This is a genomic window from Lentzea kristufekii, from assembly GCF_033949925.1.
Lineage (GTDB): Bacteria > Actinomycetota > Actinomycetes > Mycobacteriales > Pseudonocardiaceae > Lentzea > Lentzea kristufekii.
The window spans coordinates 22,023-47,743 of the sequence record NZ_JAXAVV010000022.1 but is presented as its reverse complement, the minus strand read 5'-3'; the positions used below and the strand labels follow the sequence as shown (position 1 = coordinate 47,743).

Here is a 25,721-nt window from a genome sequence, read left to right as displayed (position 1 = left end):
CTCACAGGCCTGTGGACCGCCGGGCGCGACTCGTGGCAGCCCGCGTCAGCCGGCGACTCGGCTGGGTTCGCCGTCGGCGGCTTCCTCGTCGCCGGGCAGCGGCTCGTTCCGCTCACGCCTGGCTGCCAGCCCGATCGCGACCAGAGTGAGCATGCCCGCGGCCGGATAGCCCCACCCGAGCAGCACGAAGTACCAGGGCCGCGGGAAGTCCCAGATGTTCGGCTGGGCGAGCAGCAGGAACGAGATCAGGTAACCGCCGGTCAGCAGCACCCACAGGCCGGCGGTGATCTTGCACAGCAGGTGACCGCCGGAGTAGATCAACCACAGGAGGGCGGGCACCATCCACACCCAGTGGTGACTCCACGAGATCGGCGAGACCAGCAGGCCGAGCATCTGCACGCTGACGATCAACGCCAGCACGTCCTTGGTCCTGCTGACCGCGAACCACGTGAGGGCGGCCGCGACGAGCACGGCGACGATGTAGATCGGCCCCGTCTTGACGTCGTAACCGACCGTGCGGCTCAGCGCACCGCGCAGTGACTGGTTGATCGCGCTGCCGACGGGGCCGACGCGACTCGCGTCACCGAGCAGCTGGAACCAGAACTTGTCCGACTGGGACGGTGAGATGGCCCAGCCGATGCCGTACACCACGACAAAAGCGACGAACGACCACACAGCGGCCATCCACCGCCGCTGGATCAGGAAGTAGAGCCCTGAAATCGCGGGCGTGAGCTTGATGCCGGCGGCGAAACCCACGCCGGCACCGCCGACCCAGTTGCGCGCGCTGGCAAGGGTGCCGATCAGGATCGCGACCAGCACCAGGTTGATCTGGCCGTAGTTGAGCGTGGTGCGGACCGGCTCGATCCACAGCGTCAGCGCGGTCCACATCATGGCGCGGCGCGGGTCCTGCAGCTTCAGCAGCTTCAGACTGGTGCGCACGATGAAGTAGAGGCAGCCCAGGCAGATCAGCTGCCAGATCCAGCGCGACGCCTCCCACGGCACCCAGCTCATCGGCGTGAAGATCGCGGCCGCGAACGGCGGGTAGGTGAACGGCAGCGGGAACACGTCCGCGTACTGGTCGAGCCGCCACTCGTAGAGGTCGCCGGAGAACAGGTGCGGCGACCCGTTGCGGTACACGAGCAGGTCGATCATGGTCATCTTCGCCTGGAAGGCGACCATGAACAGGTGCCCGGCGACCGACAACGCGAGCAGCCACGGTGCTACGGAGAGCACACGCGCTTCCACAGCACGGAGTTTCACCCCGAAAACGTTACCCGAGGCAACGAAACGGGGTACCCCGGCGTCATTAGGACGGGAGAGATCGCAAGAGGGAGTTTTTCTGATCATGTCTGTTGATCTTGTAGTTGCCGCTGTCGCCGCTCTGGCCATGCTGGGGGTCGCGTTCGGAGTGTTCGCCGCTGCCGCACGCGCCAAGAACAACGTGTAAAGCCGTTGTGAGACATAAAGAAGGGGCAACCTCCTATGTGGAGGTTGCCCCTTCACCGTCTCCGAGGGGGGAACGGTGTTCCGGTACGGCGTTTAGAAGTAGTGCGCCCGGCCGCCGATCGGCTTGCCGACCGCGCCCAACACGGCGAGAATCGCGCCGATCACCAGCAACACCACGCCAAGCGTCGTCAGGATGCTGATGCCAGCAAGCCATCCGACGACGAGCAGGATCAGTCCGAGGACGATCATGACACCTCCAGGTGGGGAATCCTGTTCTAGGGCTACCCCACCGAGGTCGGTACAAACCTCGCTTCATACATTCGTCACCGATGCAAGCAGCTCGCGGGCCTCGTCCGTTCCGCGGTGCCGCAGCTTCTCGTAGATCGACAAGGCTTCCGCCAGGTGTTCCCGCGCTGCGGCGACCTCCCCTACCGCTATTTGCGCCCTGGCCAACCGGACGAGCCCTTCTCCCAGGTAGTAGGTGTGGTGCATCGCCCGCAACCGGTCGACGGAGAGGCGGTAGCTGTCCACGGCCTCGGCATACCTGGCCAGTTCCATGTAGATGTCCCCCAGCGTCTCGGCGTTGTTCGCATGGGGTACGGCCAACGAGCCGGTGTCCAACTCGAACGACGCCTCCGCCTCCCGGCAGAGTTCGATCGCGTGCTCGCGCTCACCGGCCTGGTGCAGGGCCCGTGCATACGATGCGAGGTAGGAGCCTCGCTGAAACACGTCCAGCTCAGCGATCCTCGGGTACAGGCGGCTCAAGGTCTCCAGCGAGCGGTCGTGGTGCCCCATCTCCTCGTACAAGTGCGCCAGCCCGCGCGAGACGTCCGCCTGCCCGTTGACGTTGTCCATCTCCTCTTCGCAGCGCAGCGCCGCACGCAGGTGGAGCTCAGCCTCCGGAAAAGCTCGTTTCGCGATGTAGATCCCGCCGAGCGCGCGATGAAGCCGCTGTTGCCCGAAGACGTCGTTCCGCCGTTGTGCGGCAGCCAGCGCGAGCACCTCAGCTCCCTCGGCCTCGGCCAGCAGTCCTTGGCGCAACAAGGGCAGGTGGAGCGTGTAGGCCAACCGCCACACGAAGTCGTCGACGCCTGCCGCCACCATCTCGGTCAACACGCCCAGCAGCACCGACTGCTCGATCCGGAACCAGTCCTTCGCCGCCCGCACGTCCGGCACCGGCGCGATCACGGCCTTCGGCGACGGAGGTGCCAGCGGCGTCCAGACGGCCCTGCTCTCCGTCATCCGGTTCGCCTTCAGCGAGGAGTGCACGTAGTGGTCGAACATTCGCTGCTGCGCCTCGGCCTGGCGTTCCTGCGACAGCTCGCCGAAGCGTTCGGCGGCGTAGTCCCGCAACAGGTCGTGCAGCAGGTACCGGCCGGTGTTCGTCCTGGTGACGAGGCTGCACGCGGTCAGTTCGCTGAGCGCCCGCTGTGCTTCCGCTCCCGAGACGGCGGCGAGGCTTGCGGCGGCCTCGACCGTGAACTCCGGGCCGGGATGACGACCGAGCACCACGAAGACCTCGGCGGCGGGCTCGCTGACGGACCGCAGTGACCACGAGAAGACGTGGCGAACGCCGGTGGTGGGGTCGTCGATGTCGAGCGCGTCGAGCCGTTCCTGCTCCAGCTCCTCCGCGAGTGCTGCGAGCGGGTCGCCGTAGGCCGCGCGGGCGGCCACGATGCCCAGCGCCAGCGGAAGACCCGCACATCGCTCGAGCAGCCGCGCGACGGCGTCCGGCTCGGCCGTGATCCGTGCCGCGCCGATCCGTTCGGTCAGCAGATCGGTGGCGGCCTGCTCGTCCATGACGTCCAGCGCTGTCGGCTGCGCACCCTCTCGCACGACGAGCCCGCTCAGGCGGTTGCGGCTGGTGACCAGCACCAGTTTGCCGGGCCCGCCGGGCAGCAACGGGCGCACCTGGTCGACGTCACGGGCGTTGTCCAGCACCACCAGCATCCGGCGCCGTGCCAGCAACGACCTGTACTCGGCGATCACCGCCTCGCTGGACGACGGCAACTCGTTCGCGGGTGCACCGAGCGCCACGAGGAAGTCGCGGGCCACCGCGACCGGATCGAGCGGCTCGGCGCGGAGGTCGAAGCCACGCAGGTTGACGTAGAGCTGCCCGTCCGGGAAGCGGTCCGCGACCTGATGTGCCCACTGCACGGCGAGCGCTGTCTTGCCGACGCCACCGATGCCGGTGATCGCGGAGATCAACACGGGCTCGCCGGGGCGCGCCCCTGCGATCTCCGTCAGCCGTGCCAGCTCGTGCTCACGGCCTGCGAAGTGCGGATGGGCAGGTGGCAGCTGACGGGGTACGACCGGTGAGGCCGGCACTTCGCCGCTGAGGACCTGCTCGTGCGCTTCGCGGAGTCGTTGGCCGGGATCCACGCCGAGCTCGTCCGCGAGATGCTCGCGGACCTCCTGGTAGACCGTGAGCGCCTCCGCCTGCCGGCCCGCCCGGTGCAGCGCAAGCATCAGTTGCGCCCAGAACGTCTCGCGCAACGGGTGTTGCCGCACCAGCGACCACAGCTCCGGCACCAGCACGTCGGTAGAGCGGGCGAGGTCCTCGTCGATGCGACGTTCCAGCGCGACGACCTGCTCCTCCACCAGCCGCGGCACGTCGTCTCGGTGCAGCGCCTCCGACGTGACGTTGCCCAGCACCGGACCACGCCACAGCTCCAGTGCCGCGCGGTGCTCGCCCCGGGCGGTGAGCTCGCGGAACCGCGCGAGATCGAGCTGGCCGGGGCCGACCTCGGCCGAGTAGCCGCGCGACGACGTGCGAACGCAGTTGGCGGCGCCCAGCGCCTGTCGCAACCGCAGCACGACCGTCTGCAACGTCTTGTGCGCGCGACCGGGGGCAGGCGGCTCGCCGTCCCACACCCGTTCGACGAGTTCGTCCACCGGGACGAACTCATTGGCGCGCAACAACAACGTGGCAAGCAACACCCGTCCGCGCCCCGCAGGAACAGCCACGGGTTCACCGTCGAGCAGTACCTCGAGGGGCCCCAGTACCCGGTACTCAACTCTCACGGGCTGGAAGTCTAGGTGCGCGAACTGGGACGGCGAAGGCCCCTTCCCGGGCAGGAAGGGGCCTTCGCGGTGCACTGATCAGACGTTGAAGCGGAACTCCACCACGTCGCCGTCGTTCATGACGTAGTCCTTGCCCTCCATGCGGACCTTGCCCGCCGCCTTCGCGTCGGCCTTCGAGCCCGAGGCCACCAGGTCGTCGAACGACACGACCTCGGCCTTGATGAAGCCCTTCTCGAAGTCGGTGTGGATCACGCCGGCGGCCTGCGGGGCGGTGGCGCCCTGCGGGATCGTCCAGGCGCGCGCCTCCTTCGGGCCCGCCGTGAGGTAGGTCTGCAGACCGAGGGTGTGGAAGCCTGCGCGGGCCAGCGAGTGCAGGCCGGGCTCGTGCTGGCCGATGGACTCGAGCAGCTCGCGGGCCGACTCCTCGTCGAGCTCGAGCAGTTCCGACTCGACCTTGGCGTCGAGGAACACGGCGTCGGCCGGGGCGACCATCTCGCGCAGTTCCTTCACGCGTGCCTCGTCGGTCAGCACGCCCTCGTCGGCGTTGAAGACGTAGAGGAACGGCTTGGTGGTGAGCAGGGAGAGCTCACGCAGCAGTTCGCCGTCCACTTCGGACTGCGCCGCGAACAGCGTGCGGCCGGCGTCGAGGATGTCCTTGGCCTTCTTCGCGTTCTCCAGGACGGCGCGGCGGTCCTTCTGCATCCGCGCCTCCTTCTCGATCCTCGGAATGGCCTTCTCGAGGGTCTGGAGGTCGGCGAGGATCAGCTCGGTGTTGATCGTCTCGATGTCGCTGGACGGGTCGACGCGGCCGTCGACGTGCACGACGTCCGGGTCGTCGAAGACGCGGATGACCTGGCAGATCGCGTTCGCTTCGCGGATGTTCGCGAGGAACTTGTTGCCGAGGCCTTCTCCCTCCGACGCGCCCTTGACGATGCCGGCGATGTCGACGAACGACACCACGGCGGGCACCTCGCGCTCGGAACCGAAGATCTCGGCGAGCTTGGAGAGACGCGCGTCCGGCAGCGGCACGACGCCCACGTTCGGCTCGATCGTCGCGAACGGGTAGTTCGCGGCGAGCACGTCGTTGCGCGTGAGCGCGTTGAACAGGGTGGACTTGCCAACGTTGGGCAGGCCGACGATACCGAGGGTCAAACTCACGGGGAGCGAGTCTACGGCAGGGGACGGTCGTGTCCGATTTCCGCGAGCCATTGCTCGTTCCCGCTGGCAGGATCGATGGCATGGTCATTGACGAAGAACACGCGTACCGGGTGTGCTCCGCACGTGACGCCCGTTTCGACGGGTGCTTCATCCACGCGGTCCGCACGACCGGCATCTACTGCCGGCCGTCGTGCCCCGCGGTGACCCCGAAGCGCCGGAACAGCCAGTTCTTCCTCACGGCCGCCGCGGCCCAGTCGGCCGGTTTCCGCGCCTGCCGCCGCTGCCTGCCCGACGCCGTGCCCGGCTCCCCCGAGTGGAACCTCCGCGCGGACCTGGCCGGCCGGGCGATGCGCCTGATCAGCGACGGCATCGTGGAACGCGACGGCGTGACGGGCCTGGCCTCCAGGCTCGGCTACTCGGAACGCCACCTCACCCGCGTGCTGACCGCCGAACTGGGCGCCGGTCCGCTGGCCCTGGCCCGCGCCCACCGCGCCCACGCCGCCCGGCTGCTGATCGAGACGACCGAACTGCCGTTCGCCGACATCGCGTTCGCCGCGGGCTTCGCGTCGGTGCGCCAGTTCAACGACACGATCCGCATGGTGTTCGCCTCGACCCCGTCCGACATGCGAGGCCGCGGCAAGGCCCCGGTCGGCACTCCGGGCCGCATCGTCCTGCGCCTGCCGTACCGGGCGCCGTTCGACGCCACGGGCCTGCTCGCCCACTTCCGGGCGCACGCGCTGCCCGGCGTCGAAGAGGTGACCGCGGACTCCTACGCCCGGACGCTGGCGCTCCCGCACGGCGAGGCAACGGTCCGCCTGACGTTCCCGGCCGACCACGTCCTGTGCTCACTGCGCCTCGCCGACGTGCGGGACCTGGGCGCGGCCGTCTCCCGCGTCCGCCGCCTCCTGGACCTCGACGCCGACCCGATGGCCGTCGACGAGTTCCTGGGCGCGGACCCGATCATCGGTCCCCTGGTCCGCGAGGCCCCCGGCATCCGCGTGGCGGGCAGCGTCGACGGCGCCGAGACCCTGCTGCGCCTGGTGGCCCCGTTCACCGGCGTCCCGCTGCAGATCCCGGACGGCGACCTGACCCACCTCTACGCGGCCGGGGACCACCCCGTCACCGAGGCGCTGGCGAGCGGCAGACTCGTCGTGGACGTGGGCCGCTCGATCGAGGACCTGACCGAAGAACTGACCCCCTTGGCCGGCGCAGCGGTGGCCGACGAGGTGGCCATGCGAGTGCTGGGCGCACCGGACGTCCTGGTGCTCCCCCGAGCCGCACGACACCTGGCTTCCCACGGCCCCGACTGGCGGCCGTGGCGCTCCTACGCCGGAGCACACCTGACGAGGAAGGCAGCAACATCATGACCGTCGCGCACACGTCCACTGTGGACACCCCTGCGGGGCCGTTCACCGCGATCGTCGCGCCGGACGGAGCAGTGCTCGCCAGCGGCTGGACCGCCGACCTGGCCCTGCTGACGCCCCAGATCCACGCCACCCTGATGCCGTCCGAGATCACCCCGCGCCCGGACCTGGGCGACGTCACCAAGGCGACCATCGCCTACCACGAGGGCGACCTGACGGCGATCGACACGATCGAGGTCCGCCAGAAGTCGGGCCCGTTCCTCCAGCACGCCTGGGACGTCCTGCGCACGGTGAAGGCAGGCGAACCCGTCACCTACTCCGAGTACGCCGAACTCTCCGGCCGCCCGGCCGCGATCAGGGCAGCGGCCTCGGCCTGCGCCCGCAACTCAGCGGCCCTCTTCGTCCCCTGCCACCGCGTGATCCGGATCGGCGGCAACCTGGGCGGTTTCCGCTGGGGCCTCGACGTCAAGCGCTGGCTCCTCGCCCACGAGAACTAACCGACGAGGTCGATCTCCGGCACGGCCGCCGCGGACACCAGCTCGGTCCCGCACCTGGGGCACGAACTGGCCACCGGAGCCGCGCCGGACCTCAAATGGCCCTCGATGCCAAGCCACTCGCCGACCCCGTTGTCACGGCAGGTGTGGCACCCGATCCGGTAGTTGAGCTGCACCCACGGCTCCGCGGTCAGCTCCGAGGCTTGAACCTCAGGCTCCGCCAGGTCGCTGAACGGCGCCCACCACGACGTGATCCGGCACCGCAACCTCCGCTCGGCACCGTGCTCGGTGGCATCGAACGCGCTGACGCGCACCGGAGCCGGATGCTCGTTGCCGGTGCAGAGCCCGTACGGCATCCCGTGCTGCAACTGCACAACGCGCCCGACCCGTAGGCACACGAGGCAGTCGTGGACGAAGTCGAGCCGGTTCGACCACACGAAGTGGGCAGCCGGGGTGACGGTGACGCGGGCGGTGACTTCCACGTGGGACAGCACGAGCCGAGGTTAGAGCCGCCAGCCGACCCCGTCCACACAGGACACCGTGCCGGTCAGGGCAACGGCGAAGCCGAGCCACCCTGCCGCCCAACGCAACGGCGGAGCCGAGGCGTCTCTCCCTACGCGAAGGGCAACGGCGGAGCCGAGCCACCCTGCGGCCAACGGCAATGGCGAAGCCGAGGCGTGTGAACCTCTCTCTGCCGGATAAGCGGTGGTGACGCAACCGCCGCACCGCGATTGGAGCTTGACCTTGAGTGGGCGGGATGCTCCTCTCACGGCACGGCCGGGCGCTTTTCAGCCCGGCCCTTTTCCGGCCGTTTAAGCATCCCGCCAAAGGCTCAAGGTCAAGCCCCAATCGCTATCGACGCGAAGCGGCGATGACCGGCACCGGCCCGGCACTGCCCGCCCAGCCACCCACGCAAGGCGACCTGAGCGCATCGGCGACCCACCCCGCTGGAACCGGCGCCAGCCAACGCAAACCGACCCGCACGGTGCCAACCCGCCAGCCCACGCAAGCCGACCCGCACGGTGCCAACCCGCCAGCCCACGCGAGGCGACCCACACGGCACCCCGGCACCCGTCACCCCAGCGACATCTCCAACGTCGACCCGGTCCGAGCCTTCCGCACCCTCAACCGAGTGGGAATCCGCTGCCGCAACTCCTCGACGTGCGACACCAACCCCACAACCCGTCCCCCAGCCCGCAACTCGTCCAACGTGTTCATGACGATGTCCAGCGTGTCCGAGTCCAACGTCCCGAACCCCTCGTCGACGAACAGGGTGTCCAGCAACGCCCCACCGGTCTCGTTGGCCACCACGTCGGCCAGCCCCAAGGCGAGCGACAGCGAAGCGAGGAACGACTCCCCGCCGGACAACGTCTTGGCCGGCCGGGCCCGCCCCGAGTAGTCGTCCAGCACGTCGAGGTTCAGCCCACCGCGGGTCCCGCGCGCCCCGGCCGAGTCGGAGTGCACGAAGCTGTACCGCCCCTGGCTCATCCGGTGCAGCCGGGCGGAGGCGGCCACCGCTACCTCCTCCAGCCGCGCCGCCAGCACGTACGACCGCAGGGTCATCTTCTTGGAGTTCTGCCCTCGCCCGTTGATCACGTCGGTCAGCGCGTCCAGCTCGGCGTAGGTGGCCTCCAGCGGCTTCAGCGACTTCCACTCTGCGCGCAGCCGCGCTGCCAGCTCGCCGACCCGGTCCAGCGCCGCCTGGGCACGTGCCAGACCGGTGGCGGCGGAGGACGCGGCGGCACGGGCGGACGACGCCGCCGCCGTCACCTCGCCCAGGTCCACCTCGGAGTCCGGGTCCACCCCGGCCAGCTCCTCCAGCGTCGCCAGCGCGGAGGCCCGTGCCCGTTCCCAGGCCGCGATGCGCTCGTCCAGGGCCTGCAACTTGATGGCGGGACGCGCTGCGGCCAGCGCGGAGTCGACGTCAGCGAAGCCGGCCTCGGCGGCGAGCGCCGCGACGAGGGCCTGCTGTTCTTCGACCCGTGCGCTTGCGGCGTCGCGGGCGGAACGGCGATCGGCCAGCTCCACCAACGCTTTCGCCAGCTTCAGCAGGTGGTCGCGGCGGGTCAGGACGTCGTCGTGGTCGCCGCGGGCCTTGTCGAGCCGGGCACCGCGCTCCTCGACGACCCCCACCAGCGACGCGTGCTCGGTGCGCAGGCCCACCAGGTCCTGCTCCACCTGGGCCTTCTCCGCGCCCAGTTCCCGGGTCTTGGCCTCCAGGCCGACGAACTCGGTCTGCCGTTGCGAACGGGTGCGGGCCAGCTCCAGCGCCGTGCGGTACTCGGCGATGGCGGCGGCGGGTTCGTCGGAGCCCAGGGCTTCCCAGCAGGCCTGGACGCGCAGTTCGGCGGCGTGGACGGCGCGTTCGGCCTCGTTGCGGCGGTCCAGGGCGACCTGTTCCTCCTGGGCCGCGTCTTCCTCGTGGGTCGCGTCGACTCCACCCAGCATCGGCTGGGCCGGGGCCGGGTGCGAGGGCGAGCCGCAGACGGCACAGGGCTTGCCGCGTTTCAGGGCCGCCGCCAGTTCGATCGCCATGTTCTCCAGGCGCTGGTGGCGGACCTGCTGGAGGACGTCCTTCGTCTTCTGGTGGACGTCGATGGCCTCGTGCAGCGCCTTTTTGCTGCGCTCCAACGCTTCCGTGGCGTCCGGCAGCGCCAGGGCGGCGTCGGCGCGGGACTTCAGCGACTCCAGGCGCGCCGAGGCTTCGGCGGCCGCGTCCAGCTGGAGGCGGCACTGCGCCACGCGTTCCGGCAGCACCTCCAGTTCGGCGTTCAACGCCAGCAGGCGGCGTTCCACCTGGTGCGAGGAGTTCTTCAGCACCGACAACCGGCGCACGTCGGCCTGCTGGCGCTCGGCCTCGGCGGCGAGTTCGCCCAGGCCACCGGCCTCCTCGCGGTAGCGCTCGGCGTCCTCCCGCAACGAAGAACCCGTGTAACCCAAGCGCTCCAACGACTCCAACGCGCGGGCCTCGTCGCGGACGGCGAACTCGAAGGACTGCTGGAGTTTCGCGATCTCACCGAACGCCGGCACGACCGGGCTCGCACGGCGGGCGGCGTCGCGTTCGGCGAACCACGACGCCGAGTCGGCGGCCTCCACGCGGGCCAGCAACTCGCGGGCCTCGCGCACGCGGCGGATCTGGTCGGCCTGCACGCGGGCCTGGGCCAGCATCGCGTCCGCGCCGTCGGCCAGGCCCGCCGTCTCCTCCGACAGCGCACCGGCCGCAGTCACGGCGGTGGAAAGGCGCTCCAGCACGGATTCCAGCCAGCCCGGCTCGCTCGACGGCTCGCCGCCGGCGGCCTCCGCCACGCGGTGCATGAGCTCGTTCGCACCCTTGCGGCGCTCCTCCAGCACCCGGCCCGCGACGACGCGCCGGTCGCGGAACCACTTCTCCACGTCGAGGAACCGCTCGGTGCCGAAGAGCTTCTCCAGCAACACCTCGCGTTCGGCCGTGTCCGAGCGCAGGAACCGCGCGAACTCGCCCTGGGGCAGCAGCACGACCTGGAAGAACTGCTCGTACGACATGCCCAGCATGTCCTCGACCGCGCGCGCCACGTCGTCGATGCGGGTGATGCCCTCGCCATCCCAGCCCTCGAGCCAGGTCAGCGTGCACTTCGCGGGCTGTGTGGTGAAGCCTCCGCCGCGCTTCTTCGGGCGGTCGAACTCCGGCGAGCGCACGATCCGGAAGCGCCGCGACTGCACCGTGAGCTCCAGAGACACCTCCGTCGGCACCTCGGGATCGGCGTACTCGCACCGCAGCTTCTTCACGTCGCCCCGCGCACCCGGCACGCGGCCGAACAACGCGAACGCCACGGCGTCGAGCAACGTCGTCTTGCCCGCGCCCGTGTCTCCATGCAGCAGGAACAGCCCGTCCGCGCCCAGCTCGTCGAAGTCGACGGCCTCGGGCTTCGGGTAGGGCCCGAACGCCGTCAGTTCCAGGCGGTGCAGTCTCATTGCTCCTGCTCCCTCGCCACCGACGCGAACGCCTCGCGCAGCAACGCCTTCTCCGCTTCGGAAGGCTCGGAGCCGCGGGCGTCCGACACGAAGCAGCACGCCACTTCCTCGTCGGAACGGCCGCGCACCCGGTCCGCGTAGGTCATGTCGTGCTGCAGGCCCTGCGCCGGCCGCCACTCCACGTGCACCGCGTGCTCGAACCGCTTCTGCAACTGCCGCAACGCGTCCATCGGCCGCACGTGGTCCGTCAGCACGACCGACAGGAAGTGGTCCTCCAGCGGTGTGTGCGCCGGATCCTCCAGCACCTCGGCCAGCGTCCCGCTCACCACGGCCAGCTGCCGCGGCACCGGCAGATCACGCCGCTCCACCCCGACGAGCCCGCCCTCGTCCAGCTCGACCAGCCACACCGACTTGCGGTGCCGCGCCTCGGAGAACGAGTACGCCAGCGGACTTCCCGAGTACCTCAGGTTCTCCGCCAGGGTCTGCGGCCCGTGCAGATGCCCGAGGGCCACGTAGTCGACGCCCGAGAACACCTGCATCGACACGTCCTGAACGCCACCCACCGCGATGGTGCGCTCGGACTCCGACGGTGCCCCGCCCGTCACGAAGGCGTGCGCCAGCACCACGGAACGCGAGTCCCTCGATGCCAGGTCGGCGCGAATGCGCCGCATCGCCTCGCCGAGCACGGGCGCGTGCCCCTTCTCCGGCACCCCGAGCACGTGCCGCGCGGGCTCCGGCTCCAGGAACGGGATCCCGTACACCGCGACGGGCCCGTGCTCGTCCTCCAGCTCGACGGGCTTGTCCAGCAACGAGATCTGCGTGCGCAGGTACAGCCCGCCCGCCGCCGCGAACTCCCCGAACACCCCGATCCGCGCCGCCGAGTCGTGGTTGCCGGGCGTGATCACGATCTTCGCGCCGGCCGCGCGGATCCTCATCAGCACCCGCGCGCACAACGCCACCGCATCGGCGGACGGCACGGCGCGGTCGTACAGGTCGCCCGAGATGACCACGACGTCGACCTTCTCGGAAGAGACCAGGTCAGCGAGGCCGCCCAGCACCGACTCCTGCTCCACGAGCAGGTCACGGCCGTGGAAGGTGCGCCCCACGTGCCAGTCGGAGGTGTGCAGGATCCGCATGGCCCCAACCGTAGAGACGGGGTCCGACAAATCTCCGGGAGGGTTCCCGGCGTGTCACCCGATCGAGTTCAACATCTCTGGGGGAGCATCATCGGTGCCGTGACCGCAGTGATCATCACCGCCTCGCTCGTCCTGGCGCTCGTGTGCGCCGGGGCGCTGGTGTTCGTGTACCGGCTCTACCAGGACAGCGTCCGGCGCACCGACGAAGCGCTCCAGGCCATCGGCTCGGAACGCGCGCGCTACGACGCCCAGCAGCAAGCCCTGCAACGCTACGAAGTGGCGTTCTCCAGCGTCAGCGGACGCGGTGAACTGGGCGAACAGGTGCTCGTCGAAACAGCGCGCGCACTCGGCCTGAGGGAAAACCTCCACTACACGCTCCAGACGGACGTGGCAGGCGGTGGCTCGGTCCGGCCCGACATGGTGCTGAACGTCGGCGGCGGCCGCGCGGTCCCGGTCGACTCGAAGATGTCCATGGCCACCTGGGCCGAGGCCGTCGAGACGGACGATCCGCAGGAACGCCAGGACGCGCTGCGGGTGCACGTCCGCAACATCCGCTCCCGCGCCGCCGAACTGGCCGGCAAGGGCTACCAGCGCTGGGCCGACGCCATCTACGGCACGATCATGTTCGTCCCCAACGACGGCGCGGTCGTCGCGGCGCTGGACACCGATCCCGAACTGCTGCGCTGGCTGCTCGACCGCCGCGTCTTCCTGTGCGGGCCGACCGGGTTCGCCGTGATCGCGTCGAGCGCGATGTTCGCGGTCACGGAACGCGCGCTGGCCGACGACGTCGAGCAGGTCAGGCTGCAGGCCGGCCGCGCGAACCGGGCCGCCGACACCGCCATCGAGGCCGTCAACCTCTCCACCACCCACCTGCAGCGGTTCCTGAGCGCCAGGCGCAGGGAGCTCGACGCCCTGGAGGGCTTCCGGGCGAGCGTGGAGCCGCTGACGGACGCCTCCGCCACTCCTACGCCCCTGCCGCTCGTCCGAAGGGCGGACGAACAGTCCGCTTAAAACGCACGCAGTGTGCCCGCAGGTTGCTTCTGGGTGAGAAAGCAGCGGACTGACGAACACCGAATGGCCGAACGGCTACCGTGTGCGTCGTGAGTGAGTTGCGCGAGCGTTCAGCAGCTTTCGATGACGACGACGTCGAAGACTACGACGCGGTTCCGTGGAACTACCGGGCCATCTTCGGGGAGTTCAAGGGCATCCCGTGGTGGGCGGCGATCCTCGCTGCCCTGATCCCGGCGTTCATCGGGGCGTTCATCGACATCAACTCCAGCAAGACCGTCGGCTGGACGTTCTACGTCGTGTTCTTCGTCGGTGCGCTGGCCGCGATCCTGCTCGTGCAGCGCCGCAGCCTGTTCGGGCCGATGGTGCAGCCGCCGTTGGTCCTCGCCGCCACGGTGCCCACGCTCGTGCTGCTCACCGGCGAGCCCAACAAGGGCGGGCTGTCCGCCATGGCGCTCGGCCTGGGCAAGCCGCTGATCGACAGCTTCCCGGTCATGGCGCTCACCACCGCCGTCACCGTCGGCCTGGGCATCCTGCGGATCGTGCTGCAGAAGAACCCGAACCGGCCGACCAAGGACGAGGTCCGCGAGGCCAAGGCGGAGATCAAGGAACGCTCCAAGCCCGTCCGCAGGCCCCGCGAGGAGCCCGAGGAGGACGAGCGTCCGCGCCGTCCCCGCCCGGAACGCGCCGAGGGCACCCCGGCCCGCCGCCCGCGTCCCGAGGGCGCTCCGGCCCGCCGTCCGCGCCCGGAAGGTGCCCGGGCCGAACGTCCCGCGGGCCAGCGCAAGCCCCGTCCGCCGCGCGACGACCGCTAGATCGTTGTTCGCGATCGCCCCCTAGAACGTCGTACGACGGATCACGGACAACAACCCCCTGACCAGCACGCACTCTGCCGGCATGAGTTCGATGCCCAGGGGAGAACGTCCACTGGACGAGGGTGACAGCCCGCTGCTGCGGTTCGCCGCGGACTTGCGGCAGCTGCGCACCAACGCGGGGAAACCGAGCTACCGGGGAGCTGTCCCGGCGCGCGCACTTCTCGGCGAGCACGCTGTCCGACGCGGCGGGCGGCCGGAAGCTGCCGGGTCTCGACGCCACGCTCGCGTACGTCCGCGCGTGCCACGGCGACGAGGCCGCGTGGGAACGGCGGTGGCACGACCTCGCCGTCGTGATGGCGCAGAGCAAGGTCAGCGACGGGCCTTCGCCGTGCGTCAGCCTCAACCCGTTCACGGCCCTGGACGCCGACCGCTTCTTCGGCCGTGAGGCGCTCACGCACACGTTGCTCGACAGGCTCCAGCGGCAGCCGTTCCTCGCGGTGTTCGGCGCTTCCGGCGAGGGCAAGTCGTCGCTGCTCAAGGCGGGCATCGCGGCGAAGTTCCCGGACGCGGTGGTGTGCACGCCCGGCCCCGACCCGGACGCGGCCCTCGCCGACGCCCTCGCGCACGGTCCGGACCTGCTGGTCGTCGACCAGTTCGAGGAGCTCTTCACGCTCTGCGAGGACGAGGTGCAGCGGACGGCGTTCCTCGACGCGCTGCTGGCCGCCGACTGCCGGCGGGTCATCGCCGTGAGGTCCGACTTCTACCCGCAGTGCGCTCAGTACCCGAAGCTCGCGGAAGCGCTCACGGACGCACAGGTGCTCCTCGGCACGATGACGCCGGACGAGCTGCGTCGCGCGATCACCCAGCCGGCCGCGTCTGTCGGTTGCACGGTCGAAACAGCCCTGTTGACCACTCTCGTGGCCGAGGCTGCGGGTCGCAGCGGCGTGCTCCCCCTCGTGTCGCACGCGCTGCTCGAAACGTGGCACCGCAGGCGTGGCAACACCCTCACGCTCAGCGGTTACCAGGCCGCGGGAGGCATCCAGGGCGCGCTGGCGCAGAGCGCCGAGGCCGCGTTCGCCACGCTGGACGACGAGCAGCAGCGCCTCGCCAAGCACCTCCTGCTCCGGCTCGGCGCCGACGGGACGAGACGTCTCGTCCCGCGTCAGGACGTCGTCGGCGAGGAGGTGCTGGACGTCCTCGCCGACACCCGGCTGATCACCGTCGACGAGCACACCGTCGCGGTCACCCACGAGGCGCTGTTCCAGGCCTGGCCGCGGCTGCGGGCGTGGCTCGACGAGGACCACGAGGGCCTCCGCACGCACCGCAGGCTCACCGACGCCGCCCGCACGTGGCAGGAGCTGGGCCGCGACGCCGGCTCGCTCTACCGGGCCACCAGGCTCGCGGAGACGACCGAGTGGCTCACCCGCGCCCGGCCGGAGCTGACCGGCACCGAACGCGAGTTCATCGGCGCCTCCAGGACCCTCGAACGCCGCCGCTCCCGCCGCCTGCGCTGGGTCGCCGCGGGGCTGTCCGCCCTGCTGCTGGCCACCTCGGCGACCGCGGTCGTCGCCGTGCAGCAACGCCGCGAGGTCGACCGCCTCGAACTCGTGCGCAGGTCGCAGGAGCTGGCCGAGACGTCCGAGGCTCTCGCGGGAAGCGACCCCGAGCGTGCCGCGCGGACGGCCGCAGAGGCGTACCGCACGTATCCGACCGTCAAGGCCCGTGGCCGGGTGCTCAGCGCGGTCGCCGCCGCCTCGCGCGGCCGTGAGATCACCGCGGACGGCGCCGGCCTGGGCCGCGTGCTGAAGCACAACGGCGCGTGGAGCATGGGGTTCGTCGGCGAGAAGATCGCGCTGATGGGCCCCACGGCCTCGACCTCTACGACGCCGCGAGCCTGGGCCACACCCGGCAGGTCCGGATCGGTGACAGCTCCAGCTACGTGTTCGGCTGGGACATCGCCGAGGACGGCCGCATGGCCGTGTCCGAGGGCAACGGACTGATCACCGTGCGGTCCAGCCCGGACGCCGAGCCGGTGGTGCTGACGCAGACCGCTCAGTCGGTGGGCGTCGCGTTCGCGGAGGACGGCCGCTCGCTCCTCGTCGGCGGCGCGATGTACGACCTCGCGACCCGCCAGAAGCGGTTCGAGCTGCCCGTGGGCCAGATCACGGGTGCGTTCGCCTTCGAGGGCGACCGGACGCTCGCGCTCGCCACCAGTGGCTCGGTCGAGGTGTGGGACCTCGGCACGCGGCAGCGGACCGGCGGTTTCACGATCGGCACCGGGACCGTCCAGCGGATCGTCCTCATGCCGGACGGCGGGTCGGCCGCGTTGGCCACTGCGGACGGCCTCGTCCAGATCAGGGACATCACGACCGGCGCACATGTGGGATGTAGCGCGCAGCACCCTCCTCGCCACGCTCGCGGTCGGCGAAGCGGTGTACAGCACAAGGTTCGCCCCCGACGGCTCCCTCGCCATCCTCACCCGCGGCGCGATCAGGTTCTGGCCGCCCGGCAGCATCCCCAGGCCGGCCGATCAGACGGTGCGTGCCCTGACGGTCGACGCGGACGGGAGCGTGCTCACGCTCGACTCCTCCGGTGTGATCGAGCGCCGGGACAGCATCCTGCGCACGGTCCACCAGGTGGAGACGGGTGCCGTCCAGGGCTGGGCCGGCCAGTTCAGCCCCGACCGCAAGTTCGTCGTGACGAGCGGGCCGCTCTCGGTGCGGGAGGTGGAGACGGGCAGGCCGGTCGCGAACCTGTCCACGCTCGGCTTCTCCGAGCAGGGTCGCCGCCCGGTGGCCCTGGAGTTCGACGGTCGCTCGGTGCTCGCGGTCGGCGGCGAGGTCCCCGACGGCGTGTGGCCGGTCGGCGACGGCGCGCGGCCGACGCTCATCGGCGGACTGCCCTGGGGTCAACGCTCGTCCGCGGTCTTCGGCCGGTCCGACCGGGAAATCGTGCTCGGCCGTGAGGACGGCGGTGTGAGCGTGCTCGACATCTCGACGTGGAACCAGTTCGCGCTGCGCACCGAGCACGACCGCCCGGTGCGCGCGATGGTGCTCTCACCGGACCGCAAGCTGCTCGCGACCGGCGACGACAACGGCGTGATCGCGTTGTGGGACACCACGACGTGGCAACGGATCGGCGAGTTGCGCGGGCACACCCAGGCAGTGACGGCACTGGAGTTCAGCCCCGACTCGTCACGCCTCGCGAGCGGCGGCAGGGACAGCGACGTGATCGTGTGGGACGTCGGCGGCAGAGCGCTGTGGGCGACGTTGGACGGCCACACCCAGCCGATCACGCCCCTGGCGTGGCGGCCGGACGGCACCGCTGTGGTGTCCGCGGGCGCGGACGCGATGACCGTCTGGCCGCTCGACGCCCGAAAGGCCTTGGCGGGCCTGGACTAGCGGCAAGGCTGTGTAGTCAGGCGGTCGTCACGTCGAATCGGTCGCCTGGCCTGGGTTCAATGACGGGCCGCAGAAGCACGAACGGCTGAGGTGACTCCCAGGGTGCCCCGTCGCCGAAGTCTGCGGCGCGGGGCACCCCGGAAGGTCTCAGACGAGGCTGGTCAACAGCTCGGCGAAGACCTGCGGCCGGCTGAAGTAGCCGACGTGCGAGGCGGCCAGGGTGTGTACCTGGAAGGGGTTGTGCGGGGTCAGCGCATCCGCTTTGCCGATCATGTAGTCCTGGACGGCCGGAGTGATGCTGCGGTCCTCGGAGAGGCGGACGTAGGTGTGCGGGACACGTCCCCATCCATCGACCCGGACCAGCGCCGCCGGCTCCAGCATCGAGTAGTTCTCGTCCGGGTCCAGGGAGTCCAGCAGCAGCCGGAACTGGTGGTCGGTGCCGTCGGCCATGATCGCGGTCTTCAACTCAGCGAACACCGCCGGGTCGGCGTGGGCACTTCGGTAGTTCAGCCGGGCCACACCGGCATCACGCACGTCCGGCACGGCGATCCGCGCCGCCGCTGCGTCCAGCAGGTTGTCGTCTTCCACGTCCCACGGCTCGGTGAGCATGGCCTGGTCGCTCAGGCACAGCGCGGAGAGGTAGACGACACGGTCGAGCAAGTCCGGTGCGGCGTTGGCGACGGCGCTGATCGTCAGACCGCCGAAACTGTTGCCGACCAGGACCACCGGACCCCACTCGGCGAGCCGACGCAGCGTGTCCACCACGTGCGTCACGTTGTCCTGCAACGTGATGCGGCGCAGTGGAGACGGCGCTGCGGCCAGTGCCGCGACGTCCTGGGGTTGCCGGTAGTAGGCTGCGGGGCTGTCGGCACGGTCGCCGTGGCCGGGAAGGTCGACCGCGTGCGAACGGAACCCGAGCAGTGCCAGTTCGTTCTGCAACGGGCCCCAGGCCCGGGCGTTGCTGGAAGCGCCGTGAACAAATACGAAAGTGGTGCGCGAAGGTGTGCGCATGGTGAAGATCCTCGTCATCCTGAGGCGAACGGTGGACGCGGGACCTGGTACCGACCAGAGCCGGCACCAAGGTCAGAACGTCGACCGGGTGCGGATCGCCTGCCAGTTGTGGATGACGGAACACATGGCGACGACCATAACAGGCGTGTCCGTATCCAGTCGCACCAGTTAATCGACAGAGCGCATGTCCCGATCAGCGGACGGCGAGAGAGCGTGCCGGTAGGACTCGCGGGCGCCCAGGGCTCACCCGTTGACTACACGCCTTGAGACTGGTGTGCCGCGCCGGAAGTTCGCGGGCTAAGTCGCTCGACACGCCGCGCGGCGTGTCGAGCCTCGCCACGCCGTTGCCCAGTGCACGCGGGGAACCTACGTACGCTGTGAGCGCACGCAAGGCCCCCGCGTGCCAGCAGTGGCGAGGCAGGACTTCTATCGCGGATTTCGGGCGCGGCTGGCTTAGCGGACCAGGTCCTTGCGGAGCTCACGAGGCAGCGAGAACGTGATGCGCTCGTTCGCCGTGGTGATCTCCTCGACCTCGCCGTAGCCGTGGGACTCGAGGAACTTCAGCAGCTCCATCACCAGCAGGTCCGGCACCGACGCGCCCGACGTGACGCCGACGGTCTCGACACCCTCGAGCCACGCCAGGTCGACCTCCTTGGCGTAGTCGATCAGGTAGGAGGCCTTGGCGCCGTGCTGCAGCGCGACCTCGACCAGCCGGACCGAGTTGGAGGAGTTCTTCGAGCCCACGACGAGCACCAGGTCGCACGACGGCGCCATCGTCTTCACCGCGGTCTGGCGGTTCGAGGTGGCGTAGCAGATGTCGTCGGACGGCGGGTCCTGCAGATCCGGGAAGCGGTCCTTGAGCTGGCGGACGCGCACCATGGTCTCGTCGACCGAGAGCGTCGTCTGCGACAGCCAGATCACCTTGGACGGGTCGCGCACCTCGACGGTCGCGGCGTCCTCGGCGGTGTCGACGAGCTGGACGTGGTCCGGCGCCTCACCGGCGGTGCCCTCGACCTCCTCGTGGCCCTCGTGGCCGATCAGGAGGATGTCGTAGTCCTCCTTGGCGAACCGCACCGCTTCTTTGTGGACCTTCGTCACGAGCGGGCAGGTGGCGTCGATCGTCCGCAACGAGCGCTGCTCGGCCTCCGCGTGCACGGCGGGCGACACGCCGTGCGCTGAGAACACGACGAGTGCGCCCTCAGGAACCTCGTCCGTCTCGTTGACGAAGATGGCACCGCGGTCGGACAGCGTCTCCACGACGTACTTGTTGTGGACGATCTCCTTGCGCACGTAGACGGGAGCGCCGTACTTCTCGAGGGCGAGCTCGACCGTCTCCACGGCACGATCAACCCCCGCGCAGTAACCACGCGGCTTCGCCAACAGGACTCGCTTGGGCATGACCCCAGGGTACCCAGGCCCGGTCCTAGGCATTTCAGACGCGGTTGCGGCAGGCTAGTACGCATGAAGCCACTGCCACTGGGTGTCCGCATCGCCGCTGGGCTAGCGGTGACCGCCCTCGAACAGGCCCGCAAGCTGCCCCAGCAGCTCGCCGGACTCCCGTTGACGGTGGTCAGCGAGGCGATGCAGTTGTCCATGCGCGTGCAGCAGCATGTGACCGAACTCGCCATCAAGGGCGACGACGTCCTCTCCGGACTGCGGCCGGTGGAAGAGGAACCGGAGTGGGCGACCTTCGACGAGGAGGAGACGCCCGTCACGACTTCTCAGGAAACTCCCGCGGACGACCCGTGGGAGGAGGAAGTGCGCGCGATCGCCGAGGTGCCGGAGTTCCTCCCGATGTACGACGAGCTGTCGATCGCCCAGCTACGCGCCCGTCTGCGCAACCTCGACGCCGAGCAGCTCGACGAGTTGCTGCGCTACGAGAAGGCCCACGAGTCGCGGCCGGAGTTCGTGGGGATGCTCAATCGCCGGATCGCGACGGTGAAATCGCAGTCGTGAGTGAAGCGAAATCCACGCCGGAGAACCCGTGGCCGGTGCGGACGGTCGCCCGCAAGCTGCTCGACTGGATCAACCGGCTCGGCGAGGTGTGGGTCGAGGGTCAGGTCACGCAGCTCAACGCGCGAAGCTCCACGGCGTTCCTGACGTTGCGCGACCCGAGCGTCGACATGTCCATGTCGATCACCTGCAACGCCTCGATGATCCGCGAGCTGCAGCTCACCGAGGGCAGCAGGGTCATCGCGCACGGGAGGATCAGCTTCTACCCGAACCGCGGCACGCTCAGCCTCAGGGCGGACGACATCCGCGCCGTCGGCATCGGCGAGTTGCTGGCGCGGATGGAACGGCTGCGCAAGCTGCTGCACGCCGAGGGCCTGTTCGACCCGCGCCGCAAGCGCCGCCCCCCGTTCCTGCCGAACAAGATCGGCCTCATCACGGGCCGGGCGTCGGCGGCGGAGCGCGACGTGCTCACCAACGCGCGAAACCGTTGGCCCGGCGCGCACTTCCGCGTCGTCAACGTCGCCGTGCAGGGCCCGACCGCCGTCACGCAGGTGATGACCGCACTGTCCACTCTGGAACGCGACCCCGAGTGCGATGTGATCATCATCGCCCGCGGCGGCGGCAGCGTGGAGGACCTGCTGCCGTTCTCCGACGAGGCGCTGTGCCGCGCGGTCTCCTCGTGCCGCACGCCGGTCATGTCGGCGATCGGCCACGAACCGGACACCCCGCTGCTCGACCACGTCGCTGACGTGCGTTGTTCGACGCCGACCGACGCTGGCAAACGGGTGGTTCCCGATGTCGCTGAAGAGAGTGAACGCGTCCGGCAGATGCGCGACCGGGGCCGCCGCGCGCTGCACGGCTGGGTCGACCGGGAACGCAAACTGCTCGACTCGTTGCGCTCCAGACCAGTACTTTCGGACCCTTACGGCCCGCTGGAGCGCCGTTCCGAGGAAGTGAAGCGTTTTCGCGACCAAGGTCGCCGGGCCGTCACGCAACGACTCGATCGGGAAGACGTCCACCTCTCCGGGACGAAAGCGCGCTTGACGACCCTCGGACCAGCCGCCACGCTGGCCCGCGGATACGCCGTTGTGCAACTCGTCACACCTGACGGACCCGATGGCGTGCTGCGTTCTGTCTCGGATGCGCCGAGCGGAACACAGCTGCGGGTACGCGTCGTTGACGGAGCAGTGCGGGCCGTGGTCAGCGGTCCGGAAACCGACCGGGAAGGGGGAGGTACCGATGATGCGTGATGCCGTGTTCCTGCCCCTCACCATGGAGGCGGCCGGTTCCTGCGGCTCGGGCCTGCGGACGAAGGCGGAGGCGGCGAACCGCGCCGCAGCGGACTGCTGGACGGCCATGGTGGGCGATTGCGACACCACGGGCCGCCGCACGCTGATCCTGACGTTGCACGACCTGAGCGAGGCCACCGCCGGCACCGTGCAGTACCGGCGCGTCGCGGAGGCCGAGGCGCTCATCGACGAGGCGGTGCGAGAAGGTGACGGCGAGGAGTTCGCGGAGGCCCTGGTCGGCTACGACCTGGCCGTCGCTACCGTGCTGAGCCGTTTGAGGAGCCAATCCGCGTGAGTTCGGAAACCACTCAGAACGACACTTCACCGGGTTACGAAGCCGCCCGCGACGAACTGGTCGACGTGGTCCGCAAGCTGGAGGCCGGTGGCCTGTCGCTGGAGGACTCACTGGCGCTGTGGGAACGCGGTGAGGCTCTCGCCAAGACGTGTGAGCAGCATCTCGCCGGTGCGCGCGAGCGAATCGATGCAGCTCTCGCTGTGGTCGAGGAGGACGTTTCGGACGCGTGATCCCGTGCAAGGATTCAGCTGCCGATCACAAAATCCGGCACGCTGAGTAGTCGCATGGAGGCGCGCAATGGTGAACACCCCCGCGGAACGACGTCGCGAAGCCCCCGACCGGAACCTGGCATTGGAGCTCGTGCGCGTCACCGAGGCAGCGGCGATGGCCGCGGGCCGGTGGGTGGGACGCGGCGACAAGAACGGCGGTGACGGCGCGGCCGTCGACGCGATGCGCAAGCTCATCCACACCGTCTCGATGAGAGGCGTCGTGGTGATCGGCGAGGGCGAGAAGGACGAGGCGCCCATGCTGTTCAACGGTGAGGAAGTGGGCAACGGCGAGGGCCCCGACTGCGACGTCGCGGTCGACCCGATCGACGGCACCACGCTGATGGCCAAGGGCATGCCGAACGCGCTGGCCGTGCTGGCGGTGGCCGAGCGCGGGGCGATGTTCGACCCGTCCGCCGTGTTCTACATGGAGAAGCTCGCCGTGGGCCCGGAGGCGGCCGACGTCATCGACATCACCGCGCCGCTCGCGGAGAACATCCGCCGCGTCGCGAAGGCCAAGCACAGCGACGTGTCCGACGTGAACGTCTGCATCCTCGACCGGCCCCGGCACGAGAAGATCGTGCACGAGGTTCGTCAGGCCGGCGCCCGCATCCACTTCATCTCCGACGGTGACGTGGCCGGTGCGATCGCGGCCGCGCGCCCCACATCGGGCGTGGACATGCTCGTCGGCATCGGCGGCACCCCCGAGGGCATCATCGCCGCGGCGGCCCTCAAGTGCGTCGGTGGCGCCATCCAGGGCCGGTTGTGGCCGAAGGACGACGAGGAGCGCGAGAAGGCGATCGGCGCGGGCCACGACCTGTCCCGCGTGCTCACCACGAACGATCTCGTCAGTGGCGACAACGTCTTCTTCTGCGCCACGGGCGTGACCGACGGCGACCTCCTGCGCGGCGTGCACTACCGCGCGGGCGGCTGCACGACCCAGTCGATCGTCATGCGGTCCAAGTCCGGCACCGTGCGCATGATCGACGGCTTCCACAGCCTGCACAAGCTGCGCGAATACGCCTCGGTGGACTTCGACCTGCCGGAGGACGTGCAGCAGCCGCTGCCGTAGTCGCTGTGAATCTGTGAACCGTCAACGGACAGTCACCCTCCGAGTGACCCTAGTGACGGAGTCACTTTCGTCCTTAGTTTCCGACCTGACCCCGGCAACCCTGCGCCGGGTTCAGGAAAGGAACTCAACGATGAGGGCACGTTCGTTGTTCTCCGCAGTCGTCGTGGCCGCGGGCGCTCTGCTCGCCTCGGTCACCGCGGCCACCGCGGCTCCGGCTCCCACCGCTGACGGCGAGGTCTCGCCGATGATCGTCGGCGGCACCAACGCCACGCAGGTCTACTCCTGGATGGTCTCCCTGCAGAGCACCTCCGGCAGCCACTTCTGCGGCGGCACGCTGATCAAGGCCAACTGGGTCGTGACGGCGAAGCACTGCGTCCAGGGCTCGTCCGCGGCCTCGATCCGCACCCGGATCGGCACGACCAACCGCACCAGCGGCGGCACCACCACCGGCGCGTCCCGGATCATCAACCACCCGTCCGCCGACCTGGCGCTGGTGCAGCTCAACACCTCGGTGAGCCAGGCCCCCGCGGCCGTGTCGGCCACGTCCGGCCCGGTCGGCACCGCCACCCGCATCATCGGCTGGGGCCAGACCTGCCCGACCCGCGGCTGCGGCTCCGCTCCGATCACCCTGCAGGAGCTCAACACCTCGATCGTGACGGACAGCCGTTGCGCCGGCATCAGCGCCGCTTCGGAGATCTGCACCAACAACACCGGTGGCAACAAGGGCGCCTGCTACGGCGACTCGGGTGGCCCGCAGGTGAAGTCCGTGAACGGCCGCTGGGAGCTCATCGGCGCGACCAGCCGCTCCGGTGGCGGCGCGACCTGCGCGACCGCTCCGTCGATCTACGTGGACGTCCCGTACTACCGCTCGTGGATCAGCCAGTACGCCGGCACCGTGTGAACTGACCCGGTAGATCGGTAAACGCATTCCGAAGGTCCGTCTCCCAACCGTTACGGGAGGCGGACCTTCGCGTTGCAACCTGGGCACACCTCCCGTCGTCTACTTCGGCAAGGGATGGAACAACCAGGGGGTACGCGATGCGGATGCTGCTCGTGGCGGTCGCGTTGGTGTCAGTGGCGGGATGCGCGCAGGGGGCCGTGAGGGCCGAGACTCCCGCGGCGCCACCGCATTCGTCGTCTTCTTCGGCGTCTGCGGCGCCTTCTTCCGAGGCACCGCCCTCCACGCCCTCGTCGACGCCTGCCCCGCCGCCGCCTCCTCCCGTCGTGAAGCCGACGCCGTGCACCATCAGCGACGGCGCGTGCATCCAGCTCTCCACGAACCAGACGTGGGTGGTCCGGGGCGACAAGATCGTCTACGGCCCGACGCCGATCACCCACGGCCGCAAGGGCTTCGAGACGCCGCTCGGCAACTTCCCGGTGCTGCGCAAGGTGAAGGACGAGTGGAGCCGGCCGTACAACGCGGCGATGCCGTGGTCGACGTACTTCACCGAAAGCGGCATCGCGTTCCACGAGGGTTCGCTGACCGTGCCGTCGCACGGCTGCATCCACCTGGACCCGCCGTCGGCCAAGTACTACTTCAACAACCTTTCGATTGGCGACACCGTCCAGGTGGTCTCATGATCATCAACCATGAGAGCCCTGGCCGTCACGGCCCTGTTCCTGCTTAGCTTCGCGTTGCCCGCACAGGCTTCCGGCTGCACCATCCACAACGGAGCGTGCGTCCAGAAGCACACGAACCTGGCGTGGCTCGTCACCAACGGCGTGACGAGCTACGGCCCGGTCCGGATCAGCCACGGCAAGCCCGGCTTCGGCACACCCGTCGGCAACTTCCCGGTGCTGCGCAAGGTGAAGAACGACTGGAGCGTCCCCTACAACGGCCCGATGCCCAACGCCGTCTACTTCACCACCGACGGCGTCGCGTTCCACCAGGGCGACCTGAACACCCAGTCGCACGGCTGCGTGCGCCTCACCTGGGCCGACTCCGAGGTCTTCTACGACAACCTGTTCCCCGGCGAGCGGGTCCAGGTACTTCCATAAGGTGATGATTGAGATCACCCCGTAGTGGTTACTCCACCAC

General features: G+C 69.7%; 25 protein-coding genes. 15 read left to right on the top strand and 10 right to left on the bottom strand.

The annotated features are described in order from the left end of the window. Window positions 1–45: 45 nt before the first annotated feature. The 4 genes from SK571_RS34805 to ychF form a co-directional block, all read right to left on the bottom strand. The gene (locus SK571_RS34805) at window positions 46–1,260 is read right to left on the bottom strand and encodes a mannosyltransferase (protein ID WP_319988357.1); all 1,215 of its coding nucleotides are present in this window, start codon (window positions 1,258–1,260) and stop codon (window positions 46–48) included. A gap of 279 nt (window positions 1,261–1,539) precedes the next feature. Continuing rightward, window positions 1,540–1,695 (bottom strand): DUF6131 family protein, encoded by a 156-nt coding sequence (locus SK571_RS34800; protein WP_090007203.1) that lies wholly within the window; start codon window positions 1,693–1,695, stop codon window positions 1,540–1,542. A gap of 63 nt (window positions 1,696–1,758) precedes the next feature. Then, window positions 1,759–4,413 carry an AfsR/SARP family transcriptional regulator gene (locus SK571_RS34795; RefSeq protein ID WP_319988356.1) on the bottom strand — a complete coding sequence of 885 codons (2,655 nt, stop codon included), beginning with the start codon at window positions 4,411–4,413 and terminating at the stop codon, window positions 1,759–1,761. Window positions 4,414–4,548: 135 nt separating this feature from the next. Continuing rightward, a complete protein-coding gene (ychF, locus tag SK571_RS34790) occupies window positions 4,549–5,628 on the bottom strand; it encodes a redox-regulated ATPase YchF (protein ID WP_319988355.1) in 1,080 nt (359 codons plus the stop codon). Window positions 5,629–5,708: 80 nt separating this feature from the next. Here ychF and SK571_RS34785 point away from each other — a divergent pair, with 80 nt between their 5' ends. Together SK571_RS34785 and SK571_RS34780 are read left to right on the top strand one after the other, a co-directional pair. Then, window positions 5,709–6,995, top strand: coding sequence for a bifunctional transcriptional activator/DNA repair enzyme AdaA (locus SK571_RS34785; protein WP_319988354.1), 1,287 nt, complete (start codon window positions 5,709–5,711; stop codon window positions 6,993–6,995). After that, on the top strand, window positions 6,992–7,489 hold the full coding sequence (locus tag SK571_RS34780) for a methylated-DNA--[protein]-cysteine S-methyltransferase (RefSeq protein ID WP_266040852.1): 498 nt from the start codon (window positions 6,992–6,994) through the stop codon (window positions 7,487–7,489). The genes SK571_RS34785 and SK571_RS34780 overlap by 4 nt, the downstream gene beginning before the upstream one ends. On the opposite strand, the gene SK571_RS34775 is transcribed toward SK571_RS34780, so the two are convergent. From SK571_RS34775 to SK571_RS34765, 3 genes are all read right to left on the bottom strand, one after another. Continuing rightward, window positions 7,486–7,980, bottom strand: coding sequence for a hypothetical protein (locus tag SK571_RS34775; protein WP_319988353.1), 495 nt, complete (start codon window positions 7,978–7,980; stop codon window positions 7,486–7,488). The genes SK571_RS34780 and SK571_RS34775 overlap by 4 nt on opposite strands. 580 nt (window positions 7,981–8,560) lie before the next feature. Continuing rightward, on the bottom strand, window positions 8,561–11,437 hold the full coding sequence (locus tag SK571_RS34770) for an SMC family ATPase (protein ID WP_319988352.1): 2,877 nt from the start codon (window positions 11,435–11,437) through the stop codon (window positions 8,561–8,563). Further along, window positions 11,434–12,573, bottom strand: coding sequence for an exonuclease SbcCD subunit D (locus tag SK571_RS34765; RefSeq protein ID WP_319988351.1), 1,140 nt, complete (start codon window positions 12,571–12,573; stop codon window positions 11,434–11,436). Before SK571_RS34765 ends, SK571_RS34770 begins: the two co-directional genes overlap by 4 nt. Window positions 12,574–12,672: 99 nt before the next feature. On the opposite strand from SK571_RS34765, the gene SK571_RS34760 reads away from it, so the two are divergent. The 3 genes from SK571_RS34760 to SK571_RS34750 all read left to right on the top strand — a co-directional run bounded on the left by SK571_RS34760 (window position 12,673) and on the right by SK571_RS34750 (window position 16,396). Then, window positions 12,673–13,584 carry a DNA recombination protein RmuC gene (locus tag SK571_RS34760; protein ID WP_319988350.1) on the top strand — a complete coding sequence of 304 codons (912 nt, stop codon included), beginning with the start codon at window positions 12,673–12,675 and terminating at the stop codon, window positions 13,582–13,584. An 89-nt stretch (window positions 13,585–13,673) separates the two neighbouring features. Further along, window positions 13,674–14,396 carry a DUF6542 domain-containing protein gene (locus SK571_RS34755; RefSeq protein ID WP_319988349.1) on the top strand — a complete coding sequence of 241 codons (723 nt, stop codon included), beginning with the start codon at window positions 13,674–13,676 and terminating at the stop codon, window positions 14,394–14,396. Between the two features lie 122 nt (window positions 14,397–14,518). Further along, window positions 14,519–16,396 carry an nSTAND1 domain-containing NTPase gene (locus tag SK571_RS34750; RefSeq protein WP_319988348.1) on the top strand — a complete coding sequence of 626 codons (1,878 nt, stop codon included), beginning with the start codon at window positions 14,519–14,521 and terminating at the stop codon, window positions 16,394–16,396. Window positions 16,397–16,448: 52 nt separating this feature from the next. On the opposite strand, the gene SK571_RS34745 is transcribed toward SK571_RS34750, so the two are convergent. Then, window positions 16,449–16,760, bottom strand: a complete 312-nt coding sequence (locus tag SK571_RS34745) for a hypothetical protein (protein ID WP_319988347.1) — start codon at window positions 16,758–16,760, stop codon at window positions 16,449–16,451. Window positions 16,761–16,774: 14 nt separating this feature from the next. Between SK571_RS34745 and SK571_RS34740 the strand changes: the two genes are divergently transcribed. Further along, window positions 16,775–17,797, top strand: coding sequence for a WD40 repeat domain-containing protein (locus tag SK571_RS34740; RefSeq protein WP_319988346.1), 1,023 nt, complete (start codon window positions 16,775–16,777; stop codon window positions 17,795–17,797). 147 nt (window positions 17,798–17,944) lie between these two features. Here SK571_RS34740 and SK571_RS34735 read toward each other — a convergent pair whose 3' ends face one another. Continuing rightward, on the bottom strand, window positions 17,945–18,808 hold the full coding sequence (locus SK571_RS34735) for an alpha/beta fold hydrolase (protein ID WP_319988345.1): 864 nt from the start codon (window positions 18,806–18,808) through the stop codon (window positions 17,945–17,947). Here SK571_RS34735 and SK571_RS34730 point away from each other — a divergent pair. After that, window positions 18,807–18,980 (top strand): hypothetical protein, encoded by a 174-nt coding sequence (locus SK571_RS34730; protein WP_319988344.1) that lies wholly within the window; start codon window positions 18,807–18,809, stop codon window positions 18,978–18,980. The two genes, SK571_RS34735 and SK571_RS34730, sit on opposite strands and share 2 nt — an antisense overlap. Window positions 18,981–19,261: 281 nt before the next feature. Here the strand turns inward: SK571_RS34730 and SK571_RS34725 are convergent, their stop codons facing one another. Beyond that, a complete protein-coding gene (locus tag SK571_RS34725) occupies window positions 19,262–20,206 on the bottom strand; it encodes a 4-hydroxy-3-methylbut-2-enyl diphosphate reductase (protein WP_266043076.1) in 945 nt (314 codons plus the stop codon). Window positions 20,207–20,269: 63 nt separating this feature from the next. Between SK571_RS34725 and SK571_RS34720 the strand changes: the two genes are divergently transcribed. The 8 genes from SK571_RS34720 to SK571_RS34685 all read left to right on the top strand — a co-directional run bounded on the left by SK571_RS34720 (window position 20,270) and on the right by SK571_RS34685 (window position 25,681). Beyond that, the gene (locus tag SK571_RS34720) at window positions 20,270–20,764 is read left to right on the top strand and encodes a lipid droplet-associated protein (RefSeq protein WP_319988343.1); all 495 of its coding nucleotides are present in this window, start codon (window positions 20,270–20,272) and stop codon (window positions 20,762–20,764) included. After that, the gene (xseA, locus tag SK571_RS34715; RefSeq protein ID WP_319988342.1) at window positions 20,761–22,011 is read left to right on the top strand and encodes an exodeoxyribonuclease VII large subunit; all 1,251 of its coding nucleotides are present in this window, start codon (window positions 20,761–20,763) and stop codon (window positions 22,009–22,011) included. Before SK571_RS34720 ends, xseA begins: the two co-directional genes overlap by 4 nt. Further along, entirely contained in the window at window positions 22,004–22,345 is a 342-nt protein-coding gene (locus tag SK571_RS34710) for a sugar ABC transporter substrate-binding protein (RefSeq protein ID WP_319988341.1), read from the top strand. Before xseA ends, SK571_RS34710 begins: the two co-directional genes overlap by 8 nt. Further along, complete coding sequence (locus tag SK571_RS34705; RefSeq protein ID WP_319988340.1) at window positions 22,342–22,575, top strand: exodeoxyribonuclease VII small subunit; 234 nt, start codon at window positions 22,342–22,344, stop codon at window positions 22,573–22,575. The genes SK571_RS34710 and SK571_RS34705 overlap by 4 nt, the downstream gene beginning before the upstream one ends. Before the next feature lie 67 nt (window positions 22,576–22,642). Then, on the top strand, window positions 22,643–23,683 hold the full coding sequence (glpX, locus tag SK571_RS34700; RefSeq protein WP_319988339.1) for a class II fructose-bisphosphatase: 1,041 nt from the start codon (window positions 22,643–22,645) through the stop codon (window positions 23,681–23,683). Between the two features lie 130 nt (window positions 23,684–23,813). After that, window positions 23,814–24,584: a S1 family peptidase gene (locus SK571_RS34695; RefSeq protein WP_319988338.1), complete on the top strand. Its 771-nt coding sequence runs from the start codon at window positions 23,814–23,816 to the stop codon at window positions 24,582–24,584. 323 nt (window positions 24,585–24,907) lie between these two features. Beyond that, window positions 24,908–25,264 carry a L,D-transpeptidase gene (locus SK571_RS34690; protein WP_319988337.1) on the top strand — a complete coding sequence of 119 codons (357 nt, stop codon included), beginning with the start codon at window positions 24,908–24,910 and terminating at the stop codon, window positions 25,262–25,264. A 9-nt stretch (window positions 25,265–25,273) separates the two neighbouring features. Next, window positions 25,274–25,681, top strand: a complete 408-nt coding sequence (locus SK571_RS34685; RefSeq protein WP_319988336.1) for a L,D-transpeptidase — start codon at window positions 25,274–25,276, stop codon at window positions 25,679–25,681. Window positions 25,682–25,721 lie beyond the last annotated feature (40 nt).

Coding starts and splice junctions, on each gene's coding strand:
- SK571_RS34780 (WP_266040852.1), top strand. CDS start 6,992: ATGACCGTCGCGCACACGTCCACTGTGGACACCCCTGCGGGGCCGTTC.
- SK571_RS34765 (WP_319988351.1), bottom strand. CDS start 12,573: ATGCGGATCCTGCACACCTCCGACTGGCACGTGGGGCGCACCTTCCAC.
- SK571_RS34725 (WP_266043076.1), bottom strand. CDS start 20,206: ATGCCCAAGCGAGTCCTGTTGGCGAAGCCGCGTGGTTACTGCGCGGGG.
- SK571_RS34785 (WP_319988354.1), top strand. CDS start 5,709: ATGGTCATTGACGAAGAACACGCGTACCGGGTGTGCTCCGCACGTGAC.
- SK571_RS34735 (WP_319988345.1), bottom strand. CDS start 18,808: ATGCGCACACCTTCGCGCACCACTTTCGTATTTGTTCACGGCGCTTCC.
- SK571_RS34695 (WP_319988338.1), top strand. CDS start 23,814: ATGAGGGCACGTTCGTTGTTCTCCGCAGTCGTCGTGGCCGCGGGCGCT.
- SK571_RS34740 (WP_319988346.1), top strand. CDS start 16,775: ATGTGGGATGTAGCGCGCAGCACCCTCCTCGCCACGCTCGCGGTCGGC.
- SK571_RS34770 (WP_319988352.1), bottom strand. CDS start 11,437: ATGAGACTGCACCGCCTGGAACTGACGGCGTTCGGGCCCTACCCGAAG.
- SK571_RS34720 (WP_319988343.1), top strand. CDS start 20,270: ATGAAGCCACTGCCACTGGGTGTCCGCATCGCCGCTGGGCTAGCGGTG.
- SK571_RS34745 (WP_319988347.1), bottom strand. CDS start 16,760: ATGTCCCTGATCTGGACGAGGCCGTCCGCAGTGGCCAACGCGGCCGAC.
- glpX (WP_319988339.1), top strand. CDS start 22,643: ATGGTGAACACCCCCGCGGAACGACGTCGCGAAGCCCCCGACCGGAAC.
- SK571_RS34710 (WP_319988341.1), top strand. CDS start 22,004: ATGCGTGATGCCGTGTTCCTGCCCCTCACCATGGAGGCGGCCGGTTCC.
- SK571_RS34730 (WP_319988344.1), top strand. CDS start 18,807: ATGGTGAAGATCCTCGTCATCCTGAGGCGAACGGTGGACGCGGGACCT.
- SK571_RS34685 (WP_319988336.1), top strand. CDS start 25,274: ATGAGAGCCCTGGCCGTCACGGCCCTGTTCCTGCTTAGCTTCGCGTTG.
- SK571_RS34800 (WP_090007203.1), bottom strand. CDS start 1,695: ATGATCGTCCTCGGACTGATCCTGCTCGTCGTCGGATGGCTTGCTGGC.